Annotated in this window: 11 protein-coding genes and 1 tRNA gene; 9 read left to right on the top strand and 3 right to left on the bottom strand. The window is 61.0% G+C overall.

What is annotated here, in order from left to right:
- Positions 1 to 87 precede the first annotated feature (87 nt).
- The 6 genes from TAN611_RS00475 (at position 88) to dppF (ending at position 6,598) form a co-directional block, all read left to right on the top strand.
- Positions 88 to 164 (top strand) — tRNA-Pro (locus TAN611_RS00475).
- A 738-nt stretch (positions 165 to 902) separates the two neighbouring features.
- A complete protein-coding gene (gene dppA / locus TAN611_RS00480; RefSeq protein WP_105229301.1) occupies positions 903 to 2,510 on the top strand; it encodes a dipeptide ABC transporter periplasmic-binding protein DppA in 1,608 nt (535 codons plus the stop codon).
- A 176-nt stretch (positions 2,511 to 2,686) separates the two neighbouring features.
- Positions 2,687 to 3,706, top strand: coding sequence for a dipeptide ABC transporter permease DppB (dppB, locus tag TAN611_RS00485; RefSeq protein ID WP_105229302.1), 1,020 nt, complete (start codon positions 2,687 to 2,689; stop codon positions 3,704 to 3,706).
- An 11-nt stretch (positions 3,707 to 3,717) separates the two neighbouring features.
- On the top strand, positions 3,718 to 4,620 hold the full coding sequence (gene dppC / locus TAN611_RS00490) for a dipeptide ABC transporter permease DppC (RefSeq protein WP_111736199.1): 903 nt from the start codon (positions 3,718 to 3,720) through the stop codon (positions 4,618 to 4,620).
- A gap of 14 nt (positions 4,621 to 4,634) precedes the next feature.
- Positions 4,635 to 5,615: a dipeptide ABC transporter ATP-binding protein gene (gene dppD, locus TAN611_RS00495; protein WP_105229304.1), complete on the top strand. Its 981-nt coding sequence runs from the start codon at positions 4,635 to 4,637 to the stop codon at positions 5,613 to 5,615.
- A complete protein-coding gene (gene dppF / locus TAN611_RS00500; RefSeq protein WP_105229305.1) occupies positions 5,612 to 6,598 on the top strand; it encodes a dipeptide ABC transporter ATP-binding subunit DppF in 987 nt (328 codons plus the stop codon). Before dppD ends, dppF begins: the two co-directional genes overlap by 4 nt.
- A 306-nt stretch (positions 6,599 to 6,904) precedes the next feature.
- Here the strand turns inward: dppF and bcsG are convergent, their stop codons facing one another.
- Genes bcsG through bcsE form a run of 3 tightly spaced genes read right to left on the bottom strand, consistent with a single transcriptional unit; the run spans position 6,905 to position 10,319 of the window.
- Positions 6,905 to 8,566, bottom strand: a complete 1,662-nt coding sequence (gene bcsG, locus TAN611_RS00505; protein WP_111736200.1) for a cellulose biosynthesis protein BcsG — start codon at positions 8,564 to 8,566, stop codon at positions 6,905 to 6,907.
- A complete protein-coding gene (gene bcsF, locus TAN611_RS00510) occupies positions 8,563 to 8,766 on the bottom strand; it encodes a cellulose biosynthesis protein BcsF (protein ID WP_105229307.1) in 204 nt (67 codons plus the stop codon). Before bcsF ends, bcsG begins: the two co-directional genes overlap by 4 nt.
- Positions 8,763 to 10,319: a cellulose biosynthesis protein BcsE gene (gene bcsE / locus TAN611_RS00515; RefSeq protein WP_105229308.1), complete on the bottom strand. Its 1,557-nt coding sequence runs from the start codon at positions 10,317 to 10,319 to the stop codon at positions 8,763 to 8,765. Before bcsE ends, bcsF begins: the two co-directional genes overlap by 4 nt.
- A gap of 202 nt (positions 10,320 to 10,521) precedes the next feature.
- Between bcsE and bcsR the strand changes: the two genes are divergently transcribed.
- From bcsR to bcsA, 3 genes are read left to right on the top strand one after another with little or no spacing between them, the layout of a single operon-like run.
- Positions 10,522 to 10,713, top strand: a complete 192-nt coding sequence (bcsR, locus tag TAN611_RS00520; RefSeq protein ID WP_105229309.1) for a cellulose biosynthesis protein BcsR — start codon at positions 10,522 to 10,524, stop codon at positions 10,711 to 10,713.
- A 3-nt stretch (positions 10,714 to 10,716) separates the two neighbouring features.
- On the top strand, positions 10,717 to 11,442 hold the full coding sequence (gene bcsQ, locus TAN611_RS00525) for a cellulose biosynthesis protein BcsQ (protein WP_105229310.1): 726 nt from the start codon (positions 10,717 to 10,719) through the stop codon (positions 11,440 to 11,442).
- Positions 11,439 to 14,042 carry a UDP-forming cellulose synthase catalytic subunit gene (gene bcsA / locus TAN611_RS00530; protein ID WP_197950262.1) on the top strand — a complete coding sequence of 868 codons (2,604 nt, stop codon included), beginning with the start codon at positions 11,439 to 11,441 and terminating at the stop codon, positions 14,040 to 14,042. The genes bcsQ and bcsA overlap by 4 nt, the downstream gene beginning before the upstream one ends.
- Positions 14,043 to 14,080: the final 38 nt, after the last annotated feature.

Below are 14,080 nucleotides of genomic sequence, written 5' to 3' on the forward strand. Positions count from 1 at the left end.
GATTCGGCGCTTTTATCGCCGTTTGCAACGGCGGGGCGAAAAAGTGATTGACGCCCCTGTGCGCCAGCAGTAAGATGCGCCCCGCATCGGCGAGTAGCGCAGCTTGGTAGCGCAACTGGTTTGGGACCAGTGGGTCGGAGGTTCGAATCCTCTCTCGCCGACCACCATTCGAAAAACCTGCTTTTTAAAGCAGGTTTTTTTTCGTCTGTCGATCGGCCATACCGTGGCCGTGAGGATGGAGATACGCCGCCACAGGCTCCCCCCACTTTTTTCCCTGCGCGCAGATAGTTGCCGAGCGGCGCGAAAAAAGCGCGCATCGGACTCACTCTTTCGGGGTATTCGTCAGCATTTCGTTCTGCTTTTGCAGCCAATCGTAAAAATAACCGTTCAGATTTTCAGCATTTAACAACAAACTTTTTTAGTTTTTTCTCGGAGTTTAACGCTGGTTAATTTTTGTTACTCAGGGAATCACACTGAAAAATTGTCACATAGCATAAGTTTAATGCTGTATATGTTAACAAATGGTTTTTTTTATGTTTGTTTGCTGTTTCTCACAGTCTGCGTAAAACCCCACTGGTTATATTGACGCCACCCTCAACAGTTGGCAACTTGATAGCCTTAGGGGTTAGAGCGAGAGCTGTTTGAGTGGCGACCACCCGCTTAAACGCCTATTTCCGGATGCGTTCCATCCGGCTCATTTCTGACCCTGGCCGCCGCACAGACCGCGCAATAAAAAAATACAGGTCTGGCGGACATTAACCCCCACGATTTCATGCTGCAGGAAAGCGGCACCCCAGAACGGCGCACTGCCTTGGCAGTGGGCCGGGTAAGGGCCGCCGCCGCACCGGCCAGCGGAAACGTGACGGGTATACACACATCACATCACAAATGGAGCACTAACGATGACGAGTTCCTTGACCAAATCGGGGATGCTGAAATTCGGTATAGGACTGGTGGCGCTGACCGTCGCCGCCAGCGTACAGGCGAAAACGCTGGTTTACTGTTCTGAAGGTTCGCCGGAAGGTTTTAACCCGCAGCTGTTCACCTCCGGCACCACCTATGATGCCAGCTCGGTGCCAATCTATAACCGTCTGGTGGAGTTCAAGCTCGGCACCACCGAAATCGAGCCGAGCCTGGCCGAAAAATGGGACGTCAGTGAAGACGGCAAAACCTACACCTTCCACCTGCGTAAAGGCGTGAAGTGGCAAAGCAGCAAAATCTTTAAGCCGACGCGCGATTTCAACGCCGACGACGTGGTCTACTCCTTCGAACGCCAGCAGGATCCCAAACACCCGTACCACAAGGTCTCCGGCGGCAGCTATGAGTACTTCCAGGGCATGGGCATGCAGGATTTGATCGCCAAGGTGGAGAAGGTGGACGATCACACCGTGCGCTTTGTGCTGACCCGTCCGGAAGCGCCGTTCCTGGCCGATTTGGGCATGGATTTCGCCTCAATTCTGTCGGCGGAATATGCGGACAACATGATGAAAGCCGGCACGCCGGAAAAAGTGGACCTCAACCCGGTCGGCACCGGTCCGTTCCAGCTGCTGCAGTACCAGAAAGACTCGCGCATCCTGTATAAAGCGTTTGACGGCTATTGGGGCACCAAGCCGAAGATCGACCGTCTGGTGTTCTCCATCACCCCGGATGCCTCCGTGCGTTACGCCAAGCTGCAGAAAAACGAATGTCAGGTGATGCCGTATCCGAACCCGGCCGACTTGGCGCGTATGAAGCAGGACAAAACGATCAACCTGATGGAACAGCCGGGGCTGAACGTCGGCTATGTGTCGTTTAACGTCGAGAAAAAACCGCTGGATAATGTGAAGGTGCGTCAGGCGCTGACCATGGCGGTCAACAAGCAGGCCATTATCGATGCGGTCTATCAGGGCGCCGGTCAGGCGGCGAAAAACCTGATCCCGCCGACCATGTGGGGCTACAACGACGCGGTGAAGGATTACGCCTACGACCCTGAAAAAGCGAAGGCGCTGCTGAAAGAGGCCGGCATGGCGGAAGGCTTCACCATCGACCTGTGGGCGATGCCGGTACAGCGTCCGTACAACCCGAACGCCCGCCGTATGGCGGAGATGATTCAGTCCGACTGGGCGAAGATCGGCGTCAAGGCCAAAATCGTTTCCTATGAGTGGGGTGAATACCTCAAGCGCGCCAAAGACGGCGAGCACCAGACGGTGATGATGGGCTGGACCGGCGACAACGGGGATCCGGATAACTTCTTCGCCACGCTGTTCAGCTGCGCGGCGGCGAAGGACGGTTCCAACTATTCACGCTGGTGCGACAAGTCGTTCGAAGCGCTGATTCAGCCGGCGCGCGCCGCCTCTGACCATAACAAGCGCATCGAACTCTACAAGCAGGCGCAGGTGGTGATGCACGACCAGGCGCCGGCGCTGATCATCGCCCACTCCACCGTTTACGAGCCTGTGCGTAAGGAAGTCAAAGGCTACGTGGTGGATCCGCTGGGTAAACATCACTTCGAGAACGTATCCCTGGATTAATGCTTAACCGGGCCGGGTTTACCCGGCCCTGACAAGCCGGGGATGGCGCATCAGCCGCAGGCACAACGCGTTGCGCCTGCGGCTGCCCGTCCCCGCCAGGATCTTTTCAGAAGATGTGAGCTTAATAAGCCCGGCGGACGATGAGCTGTCGGGCGCCTATACAGAGAGTTCGGGATATGTTGCAGTTCATACTCCGACGTTTGGGGTTAGTTATCCCAACGTTTATCGGCATTACTTTGCTGACTTTTGTCTTTGTGCACATGATCCCCGGCGATCCGGTGACGATCATGGCCGGGGAGCGCGGGATCTCCGCAGAGCGCCATGCGCAGATCATGGCGGAAATGGGGCTGGACAAGCCGCTGTATCAGCAATATTTCACTTACGTATCCAATGTGCTGCAGGGCGACTTGGGTACGTCCCTCAAGAGCCGTATTTCCGTCTGGGACGAGTTCGTGCCGCGCTTTAAGGCGACGCTGGAGCTGGGCATCTGCGCGATGATATTCGCCGTGCTGGTGGGCATTCCGGTCGGCGTGCTGGCGGCGGTGAGGCGGGGATCGATTTTTGACCATACCGCGGTGGGCATCTCGCTGACCGGCTATTCGATGCCGATTTTCTGGTGGGGCATGATGTTGATCATGCTGGTATCGGTGCAGCTGAACCTGACGCCGGTCTCCGGCAGGATCAGCGATACGGTGTTCCTTGACGATACTCTGCCGCTGACCGGCTTTATGCTGATCGACACCCTGTTCTGGGGCGAGCCCGGCGATTTTGTCGATGCGGTGATGCATATGATTTTGCCGGCGGTAGTGCTGGGCACCATTCCGCTGGCGGTGATCGTGCGTATGACCCGTTCGTCGATGCTGGAAGTGCTGGGGGAGGACTATATCCGCACCGCGCGCGCCAAGGGCGTCAGCCGTATGCGGGTGATTGTGGTGCATGCGCTGCGCAACGCGCTGCTGCCGGTGGTGACGGTGATTGGTCTGCAGGTCGGCACGCTGCTGGCGGGCGCCATTCTGACCGAAACCATCTTCTCCTGGCCGGGCCTTGGCCGCTGGCTGATTGAAGCGCTGCAGCGGCGCGACTACCCGGTGGTGCAGGGTGGGGTGCTGCTGGTCGCCTGTATGATCATCCTGGTTAACCTGCTGGTAGACGTGCTCTACGGCGTGGTTAACCCACGTATTCGTCACAAGAAATAAGGGGCGCCGTAATGACTCAAGTAACTGAGCCGGTAGCCACCGGCGCGCCGAAGCCCATGACGCCGCTGCAGGAGTTTTGGCACTACTTCAAGCGCAATAAAGGGGCCGTGGTCGGCCTGGTCTATATCATCATTATGCTGGTTATCGCGCTGGGCGCCGGTTTCCTGGCGCCGCATGCGCCGGCGGAACAGTTCCGCGACGCGCTGCTCAAACCGCCGGTCTGGCAGGAGGGCGGCAGTTGGCAGTTTATTCTCGGCACCGACGACGTGGGTCGCGACGTGCTGTCGCGCCTGATGTTCGGCGCACGCCTGTCGCTGCTGGTCGGCTGTCTGGTGGTGGCGCTGTCGTTGATTATGGGCGTGGTGTTCGGCCTGCTGGCCGGCTACTGCGGCGGCGTGGTGGACGCCGTCATCATGCGCGTCGTCGATATCATGTTGGCGCTGCCGAGCCTGCTGCTGGCGCTGGTGCTGGTGGCGGTATTCGGGCCGTCGATCGTCAATGCGTCACTGGCGCTGACCTTTGTCGCCCTGCCGCACTACGTGCGCCTCACCCGCGCGGCGGTGCTGGTGGAGGTCAACCGCGACTACGTCACCGCCTCACGGGTGGCGGGCGCCGGGGCGCTGCGCCAGATGTTTGTCAATATTCTGCCTAACTGTCTGGCGCCGCTGATCGTGCAGGCGTCGCTCGGTTTTTCCAATGCCATTCTCGATATGGCCGCGCTGGGTTTCCTCGGTATGGGCGCACAGCCGCCGACGCCGGAATGGGGCACGATGCTCTCCGACGTACTGCAGTTCGCGCAAAGCGCCTGGTGGGTGGTGACCTTCCCGGGGCTGGCGATTCTGCTGACGGTGCTGGCGTTTAACCTGATGGGGGACGGTTTGCGCGATGCTCTCGACCCCAAACTCAAGCAGTAACTGAGGAATGGATCATGGCGTTATTAAATGTAGATAAGCTTTCGGTGCACTTTGGTGACGAAGGCGCGCCGTTCCGCGCGGTTGATCGCATCAGCTACAGCGTGGAGCAGGGGCAGGTAGTGGGCATTGTCGGCGAATCCGGCTCCGGCAAGTCCGTCAGTTCGCTGGCGATTATGGGGCTGATTGATTATCCCGGCCGGGTGATGGCCGATAACCTGGCGTTCAACGGCCAGGATTTGCAGAAACTGTCAGAGAAAGAGCGCCGCCAGCTGGTGGGCGCCGAAGTGGCGATGATTTTCCAGGACCCGATGACCAGTCTGAACCCGTGCTACACCGTCGGTTTTCAGATTATGGAAGCGCTGAAGGTGCACCAGGGCGGCAGCCGCCGCACCCGGCGTCAGCGCGCGGTCGATCTGCTGACGCAGGTGGGGATTCCCGACCCGGCGTCGCGGCTGGACGTCTACCCGCATCAGCTGTCCGGCGGTATGAGCCAGCGCGTGATGATCGCCATGGCGATCGCCTGCCGGCCCAAGCTGCTGATTGCCGATGAGCCGACCACCGCGCTGGATGTCACCATCCAGGCGCAGATCATCGAGCTGCTGCTGGAGCTGCAGCAGCGTGAAAACATGGCGCTGGTGCTGATTACCCACGACCTGGCGCTGGTGTCGGAAGCGGCGCAGCACATTATCGTGATGTACGCCGGCCAGGTGGTGGAGTCCGGCAAGGCGTCGGAAATCTTCCGCGCGCCGCGCCATCCGTATACCCAGGCGCTGCTGCGCGCGCTGCCGGAGTTTGCCGCCGACAAGGCGCGCCTGGCGTCGCTGCCGGGCGTGGTGCCGGGCAAGTATGACCGCCCGGGCGGCTGTCTGCTCAACCCGCGCTGCCCGTACGCCACCGAGCGCTGCCGCAATGAGGAGCCGGAACTGCGCAGCATTCCCGGCCGTCAGGTTAAATGTCACACACCGCTGGATGATGCGGGGAGGCCGACCGTATGAGCCAGAATCAACCTTTACTGCAGGCCACCGGGCTGAAGAAGTATTACCCGGTGAAGAAAGGCCTGTTTGCGCCGGAGCGGCTGGTGAAAGCGCTGGATGGCGTCTCTTTCACCCTGGAGCGCGGCAAGACGCTGGCGGTGGTGGGGGAATCCGGCTGCGGCAAGTCCACGCTGGGCCGCCTGCTGACCATGATTGAGACGCCGACCGACGGCGAGCTGTACTATCAGGGGCAGGATCTGCTGAAGCCGGACGTCACGGCGGAAAAGCTGCGCCGGCAGAAGATCCAGATCGTGTTCCAGAACCCCTACGGATCGCTCAACCCGCGCAAGAAGGTCGGGCAGATCCTTGAGGAGCCGCTGCTGATCAACACCTCGCTCAGCGCCGCCGAGCGGCGGGAGAAGGCGCTGGCGATGATGGCCAAAGTCGGGCTGAAAACCGAGCATTACGACCGCTATCCGCATATGTTCTCCGGCGGCCAGCGGCAGCGTATCGCCATCGCCCGCGGGCTGATGCTGAATCCGGACGTGGTGATCGCCGATGAGCCGGTCTCCGCGCTTGACGTGTCGGTGCGGGCGCAGGTGCTTAACCTGATGATGGACCTGCAGCAGGAGCTGGGGCTGTCCTACGTGTTTATTTCGCACGACCTGTCGGTGGTGGAGCATATCGCCGACGAGGTGATGGTGATGTATCTGGGGCGCTGCGTGGAGAAGGGCAGTAAGGACGCCATTTTCAACAATCCGCGCCATCCGTACACTCAGGCGCTGCTGTCGGCGACACCGCGCCTGAACCCGGATATGCGTCGGGAGCGCATCAAGCTGAGCGGCGAGCTGCCCAGCCCGATGAACCCGCCGCCGGGCTGTGCGTTCAACGCCCGCTGCCGCCGGGCGTTCGGCGCCTGTACGCAGCGCCAGCCGCAGCTGCGCCAGTATGGCGAGCAGATGGTGGCGTGTTTTGCCGTCGATCAGGATGAGGAGCGCGGATAACCCGCAGGGGAGCAGGGGCCGTAGCGGCGGCCCCTGTTATTCAGCCAGGCAGAAATAAGGTCGCCGGCGACGAGCGGATAAGGAATACGGCCATTTTTCCTGATGTCGGAAAGGTTAAATAGCGTCGCCTTTTTATGTCATAAAATGGCGAAAGTATGCAGAGTGACTAGCAGGGTAATTATTTTTTTACCGCGGTTAAAAACAAGAATAGTATTTGTATTCAGAATGTTCCTAGTCTCGATTTTGACATGATTCAAATAAAACGGGCGCATATTTTATGCGCCCGTTTTCTCTTTGCCATCCTTGCTATTGCGGGTAGGGCACCCAGTCGCCGCCGTTAAGGCGAATATAGGTTTTACCCTGATATTGCATCACCACCGCATTATCATTCTCAGAGATTGGCGCGGTCTGCGGCAGCCCCTGAGTCAGCGTCTGCCAGTCCACCTGGTCGGCGCTAAAGGCTTTGCCGTCCACCAGGCGCGCCACCAGTTCGGAAATTGCCAGATAGCTGCTTGGTGTTTTCACCTGCAGCGGGCTGCCCGGGTGCGCCGCTGTCATGCCGACCAGCTTAATGCCGACCGGAATATGGGTGATGCTCGGGCTGGGGATATCGCGCAGGCCGGACATCTGCATTTTGTCGCCGACCAGCGCCGCGCCGTGCTCCGGCACGATGACCACCATGACTTTACGGCCGGACTTCTCCAACTGGTCGAGGAAGGTGTTCAACTGGTCGAACAGCTGCTGCGCCCGCGGCGCATAGTCGGCGGTCTTTTTCGAACCGACGAAGCGGTTGCCGTCGTGCAGCGGAATCAGGTTGAAGAAGGTCGCGGTGCGCGCTTCGCCGCCGTTTTTCTGCTGTTCCAGCCAGCGGCTCAGCAACTGCAGATCGTTGTAAATCGGTTCGCCGTCAAACGAGGCCAGCTCATTGCCGATGCCGTTCTGCGACATCAACGGCGCCTGCATATCACCTTCCTCGCGCAGCTCTTTCAGGTAATTGCCGAACACGCCGGAGTGGTCCATCATCAGTTGCTCTTTGAAGCCCAGTTTCGCCAGGTTATCAAACAGGTAGCACTGCTGGTTCACCGGCTGGTACAGGTCGCGGTGCGACGTCTGGCCGCAGCTGGCGCGCAGCAGGCGAATCGACGCCGGGCCGCTGTAGGCGGTCGCCGAGTTGAAGTTGTCGAACATGATGTCCATTTTGGCCCACAGCGGGTGGTTCTGCAGCCCGGAGGCCTCAATATCCGACCAGGCCAGCGAGCAGATATTGATCACCAGCAGGTCGAACGGCTGGGCATCGGCCGGCAGCGACGCCGGGAAGGCGGTGGCGCGCTTTTTCTCCTGCTGATAGAACCGATCGAGGTAGGCCGTCAGATTAGCGCTGGTGGGCGGCCCGCTGGCGGCGGGCAGCTGGCCGTTGGCGGTATCGTCAGCGGACGCCGGCGTAGCGGCAGGCCCCGGCGTCGCCGCGGTGCTGGGGGCGGATGGCAGCAGGGAAAACGCCGGGCCGCCGATGGCCAGCAGGTTGAGCCAGACCAGCGCCGCGACGGTAAACACCGTCACGCGGATCCACTGCGACAGGAACAGGTAGCCGATCAGCGCCACAAAAGCCGCGCCGACCATTTGCCAGTTGATAAAGCGTGTTACCAGTTCCAGCAGGTAGTCGGCGCTGAAGCCGGTGAGCTGCGAGCCCTGGCTGAGAATGCTGCTGATACCCGGTAGCCAGGTGTCGTGATAGAACAGCGCGAAACCTATCGGGATCGCCAGCCAGTGGCGCCAGCGGTGCAGCCGCAGCGAAGGGAGCGGCATCAGCAGGAAAGCCATAAATACCAGGTTGGCCAGCGGGTGGAAGTTCAGATATCCGAACCACAGCAGACCGAATTTAATCAGAAAATAGTAGTTCCAGCCGCCGAGACCGCGCCAGTAGCGCCACAGCGCGTGCGTGGTGTGCGTCGTGTTTTTATCGTTCATTGCGGTTTCTTACGCTTAGTCTGAGAGGTGGAACCATCGCGCGACCACAGTCCGGCCGACTGCAGATAACGCGGTGAAAGAAAACGGTTTTTTATATTGCGCCAGCCGTGGGGGAAGCGGCGGTGCAGTCCATAGCCCAGCGGGAGAAAGATAATCGCGCACAGCAGCACCAGCTGTACGATGTCGTCCAGATTGATCATGCCTGTTTCTCCTGAGCGACGGGCAGGGTGATGGCCACCGGCTGACGGCGCACGGGCGGCGCGGCGTCCGCGTTTTTCTCCGCCGTTTTGGCAGCGATCGGCGTTTCCTGCCGGGCGGCGGGGGTAGCGACGCCCTGCGCCATACGCTTGATTTCCGAGTTGATATCGACGTCCTGATACCATACTACGCGGTTGCTGAACGCCTCCTCCACCGGCAGGCGCAGGATGTGCCGCAGCGCGGTGTCCAGATCGTTGATGCGGCAGGTGGAGAGAAACAGCAGCAGCCGTCCCTGCGCCACGGTCATCACGTCGCCGAAACGGCGCAGCTGGCACAGCGTCATCGCCTGTTCGGCGCGCAGCCCCGGCGCCGGACGCAGCGCCACCATCACGCCTTTGCCGTCTTCCGGCAGCAGGGTATTACCCATCAGCGAGCGCACCGCCGCCGTAAACGCCTCAGGGCGCAGATAGCCTTTCAGCTGCAGCGGGCGCAGGCCGGACAGCAGCACGTCGATATCTGCCGGCACGTGGCGTGAGAAGCGCTGCCCCTGGATGCCCTCCAGCATGGTGAGAAAGCGCGACAGCGGCGCGACGTGCGGCACAATCAGGTTGGCGCCGCAGGCCAGCAGCAGGCGTTCGTCGCTGTAGCGCAGGCTGGCGCGCATTTCACGCACCACGATTTTCAGACCGTTGCCGCGCTGCCGGCGCAGGCTGTGGATCTGCTGCGCCAGCGTATCGATCTCTTCGCTGTGGTACAGGGCGAACACCAGCGTGGCAGACAGCATCAGCATGCCCTGCTGCGCCAGTTGGGCGTTGTTTTCCAGCAGTTGCCAGTTGGCGGACAGCGGCGGCGCGCCTTCCAGCACGCGCTGTTCCGCCAGGTAGATATGGTCGTCGTTGCGTGCGGCGCTGGGGGCGGGTTTCTGGTCGTCTTCCCCCTGCCAGCCCTGCTGCGCGGCGTACAGCGTCAGCAGTTGATTGGCGTTGACGCCGTTTGCCGTGCCCCACCAGTTCACCAGGTACTGCGCGCTGTCCTGCTGCCACAGCAGGCTGGCCAGCCCGTCCAGCGCGCGATGCTGTGCCGCCAGCTGGCCGCGCAGTTTATTGACGCCGTTGCCATGGCTGAGCACCACCAGGGTGCACTGCCGGCGGCGCAGCCAGTGACCCAGCTCGCGCAGCCAGGCGTGGAGCTCTTCACGGGTGAAGGTTTGCCACAGGCTGGCGTGGGCCAGCAGGATCAGCAGACGGTTGTGTGGCTTCAGGGCGCGGGTCAGATCGTCGCTGAGGCTGAGCAGGGCGGCTTTTTTTTCCGGCAGGGTATACAACGGCAGCTTGTGCAGCGCCGGCGCAGCCAGTTCGCTTAACAGTGCGTCGGGTTTGTCGCCGCTGCAGATCAAGGCGCCGCGGCTGTCTGCGGATTGCGCGGCGATGATTTGACGGCAAAGCAGGTTGGCGTCGGTTTGGCGGTCGCAGTTAATCCAATAAAATCCAGGGGACTGCATGACAGAAAGTTCTTCCCAAATCTGTCGTATTCCTAATGAGAAAGAGTGCGCCATAGGTTTTTCTACTTTCGTTGAAAGCGTCGCGGGTCAATAACTGGCAACTGGATTAAATTAATAAACGATTGTAACATTGTCATCAATAATAACAAATTCGCCACCTGAGTAATAATATCCGACGGGATTTATCTTATTGGGCGTTTCTTTCCATATCATTGCTATAGTTATGTAATATTAGCCTATTTTCAGAGACCGCAGGATGGATAATCAATTAATACGCTCCGATGCGGATTTATCGTCAGAAACGCCGGATGACCTGCAGGCGCTGCGTCACGCTTTCTCCTTACCCCCATTACGTTATATCGATATTTTGCAGCAGGAACGTTTAATGCAAATGATGACGCGTTGGCCGCTGCTGGATGAATTGTCCAAAGAATCAGGGAGTCACTAATTTATGCCGGTAATTGCGCTGCAGGGGATGCGGGGCGGAATAGGAACGACGTCGGTCACGGCGGCGTTGGCCTGGGCATTTCAGCAACTGGGTGAATCGGTGCTGGCGATCGACTGTTCGGCGGATAATTTACTGCGCCTGCATTTCAACACGCCGTTCGCGCTGGCGCGCGGCTGGGCGCGCGCGGAGCTGGACGACGGCGACTGGCGACAAGGGGCGATGCGCTATAGCGAAAACCTCGACTTTCTGCCGTTTGGCCGGCTGAGCGATGCGGAACGCCGAAATCTGCAGCAAAGCCCGACGCCGTGGCGGGAAAAGATCCGTCAGCTGCAGGACGCCGGGCGCTATCGCTGGATCCTGCTGGACGTCCCGGCGGGTGACGATGCGCCGGCACGGCAGGCGCTCGACGCCGCCGACCGGGCGTTTGTGCTGCTGACGCCGGACGCCAACTGCCATGCGCGCCTGCATCAGCAGCCGTTGCCGGAGCACGGCCATTTTCTGATTAATCATTACAATCCGCACAGCCAGCTGCAGCAGGATCTGCACCAGCTGTGGCTGCAAAGTCTGCATAACCTGCTGCCGGTGATGGTGCATCGCGATGAGGCGCTGGCGGAGGCGCCGGCGATGAAACAGCCGCTGGGGGAATACCGCCCGGAGAGCCTGGCGGCGGATGAAATTCTGACGCTGGCCAACTGGTGCCTGCTGCATCTGCAGGACAGCGCTGCATGAGCCGGGTGATGCATCTGCTGCTGATGCCGCCGGTCTATCAGGCGGTGCAGACGCGCTATCGCGGCTACCGGCGCAACGGTTCGTCAGCGCTGACCGCCCTGCTGACCACGCTGCTGGTCGCCTGCGGCTGGGCGATGCTGCGCTTTGAATCACCGTCCTGGCAGCGCATTCGCGCCGGCCGGACTTACTGGTTCCCGCATCTTTCCTCTACCCGGCCGCGTCCGGCCGACGCGCTGCGCTATCTGCTGCAGGCGCTGTGGCTGCTGCTGTTTCGCAGCGGGCGCGGGTCGCGCACACGTTTTACCTTCAGCGGCTGGCGCACGCTGCGCCTGCGCTACCTCAACTGGATGCAGCGTTTGCCGCACCGGCTGGCGGACGCCGGCGTCGAGCAGCAGACCACGGCGCGCCTGGGGCGGATGAACCGCCATCTGCGCCGTATCCTGTTTATCTTTGCCGGCGTGCTGGCGGCGATCCTGGCGCTGCTGTGCATCTCCCAGCCGTTCGATCTGTCCGCGCAGTTTGTGTTTGTGCTGCTGCTGTGGGGCATTGCGCTGGTGGTGCGGCGGGTGCCGGGGCGTCTGCCGGCGCTGATGCTGATCGTGCTGTCGCTGACCGTCTCCTGCCGCTATCTGTGGTGGCGCTATACCGCCACGCTGAACTGGGATGACCCGCTCAGCCTGATCTGCGGCCTGTTGCTGCTGGTGGCGGAAACCTACGCCTGGGTGGTGCTGGTGCTGGGCTATTTCCAGACCGTGTGGCCGCTGAACCGTCAGCCGGTTGAGATGCCGCCGGACAGCCGCCAGTGGCCGACGGTCGATCTGATGGTGCCGACCTATAACGAAGATCTCAGCGTGGTGAAACCGACTATCTATGCCGCGCTGGGCATCGACTGGCCGCGCGACAAGCTGAATATCTTTATTCTGGACGACGGCAACCGCCCGGAGTTCCGCGCTTTCGCCGAAGAGGTGGGGGTGAAGTATATTGCGCGCGCCACGCACGAGCACGCCAAGGCCGGTAATATCAACCACGCGCTGCAGCACGCCAGCGGCGAATTCGTGGCGATCTTCGACTGTGACCACGTGCCGACGCGCTCTTTCCTGCAGCTGACCATGGGCTGGTTCTTTAAAGACCGCAAGCTGGCGATGCTGCAGACGCCGCACCACTTCTTCTCGCCGGATCCGTTTGAGCGCAACCTGGGCCGCTTCCGCCAGACGCCGAACGAAGGCACGTTGTTCTACGGGCTGGTGCAGGACGGCAACGATATGTGGGACGCCACCTTCTTCTGCGGTTCCTGCGCTATTTTACGGCGTTCGGCGCTGGATGAAATTGGCGGTATCGCGGTGGAAACCGTCACGGAAGACGCGCATACCTCGCTGCGCCTGCACCGTCTGGGCTACACCTCGGCCTATATCCGCATTCCGCAGGCGGCCGGGCTGGCGACCGAGAGCCTGTCGGCGCATATCGGTCAGCGCATCCGCTGGGCGCGCGGCATGGTGCAAATCTTCCGGCTGGACAACCCGCTGTTCGGCAAGGGGCTGAAGCTGGCGCAGCGACTGTGCTACGCCAACGCCATGCTGCACTTCTTGTCGGGCATCCCGCGGCTGATCTTCCTGACCGCGCCGCTGGCATTTCTGCTGCTGCACGCCTATATCATCTTCGCCCCGGCGCTGGCCATCGCGCTGTACGTGCTGCCGCATATGATCCACTCCAGCCTGACCAACTCGCGCATTCAGGGCAAATACCGCCACTCGTTCTGGAGCGAAATCTACGAAACGGTGCTGGCGTGGTATATCGCCCGGCCGACCACCGTGGCGCTGCTCAACCCGCACAAGGGTAAGTTTAACGTCACCGCCAAGGGCGGCCTGGTGGAAGAGGAACACGTCGACTGGGTGATTACCCGGCCATATATGGTGCTGGTGCTGCTGAATCTGGCCGGCCTGTGCTTCGGCGTCTGGCGCATGATGTACGGCCCGGCGGATGAAATCATGACGGTGATCGTCAGCCTGGTGTGGGTGCTGTACAACATGACCATTCTCGGCGGGGCGGTAGCGGTGGCGGTGGAAGCCAAACAGGTGCGTCAGTCGCACCGGGTGGAGATCGCCATGCCGGCCGCGCTGTCGTGCGAAGACGGCCACCTGTATCCCTGCACGCTGCGCGATTACTCTGACGGCGGCGTCGGGGTGGAAATGCGCCTGCCGGATCGGCTGCAAGAGGGCGACAAGGTCGGGCTGCTGCTCAAACGCGGCCGGCAGGAATACAGCTTCCCCTGCGTGGTGACGCGCGCCTTCGGCGCCAAGATCGGGCTGCGCATGGTGGCGCTGACCACCCGCCAGCACATTGATTTTATTCAGTGCACGTTTGCCCGCGCCGATACCTGGGCGCTGTGGCAGGACGGCTTCCCTGAAGACAAGCCGATTGACAGCCTGCGGGACGTGCTGGCGCTGGGCTTCCGCGGCTATCTGCGGATGGCGGACTATGCGCCGCCGCTGGTGCGCGGCGTGCTGGTCGGCGCGATGTCGCTGCTGAGCTGGCTGCTGTCGTTTATCCCGCACGGCGTCGGGCGCAGCGCGACGTTCAGCCAGAAAGAAACCGTGGTGTAGGCCGTGTAACAACAGCCGGCGGGCTTCCGCGCCGGCGC

Source organism: Serratia sp. Tan611 (genome assembly GCF_905188235.1).
Classification (GTDB): Bacteria; Pseudomonadota; Gammaproteobacteria; order Enterobacterales; family Enterobacteriaceae; genus Serratia_B; species Serratia_B rhizosphaerae.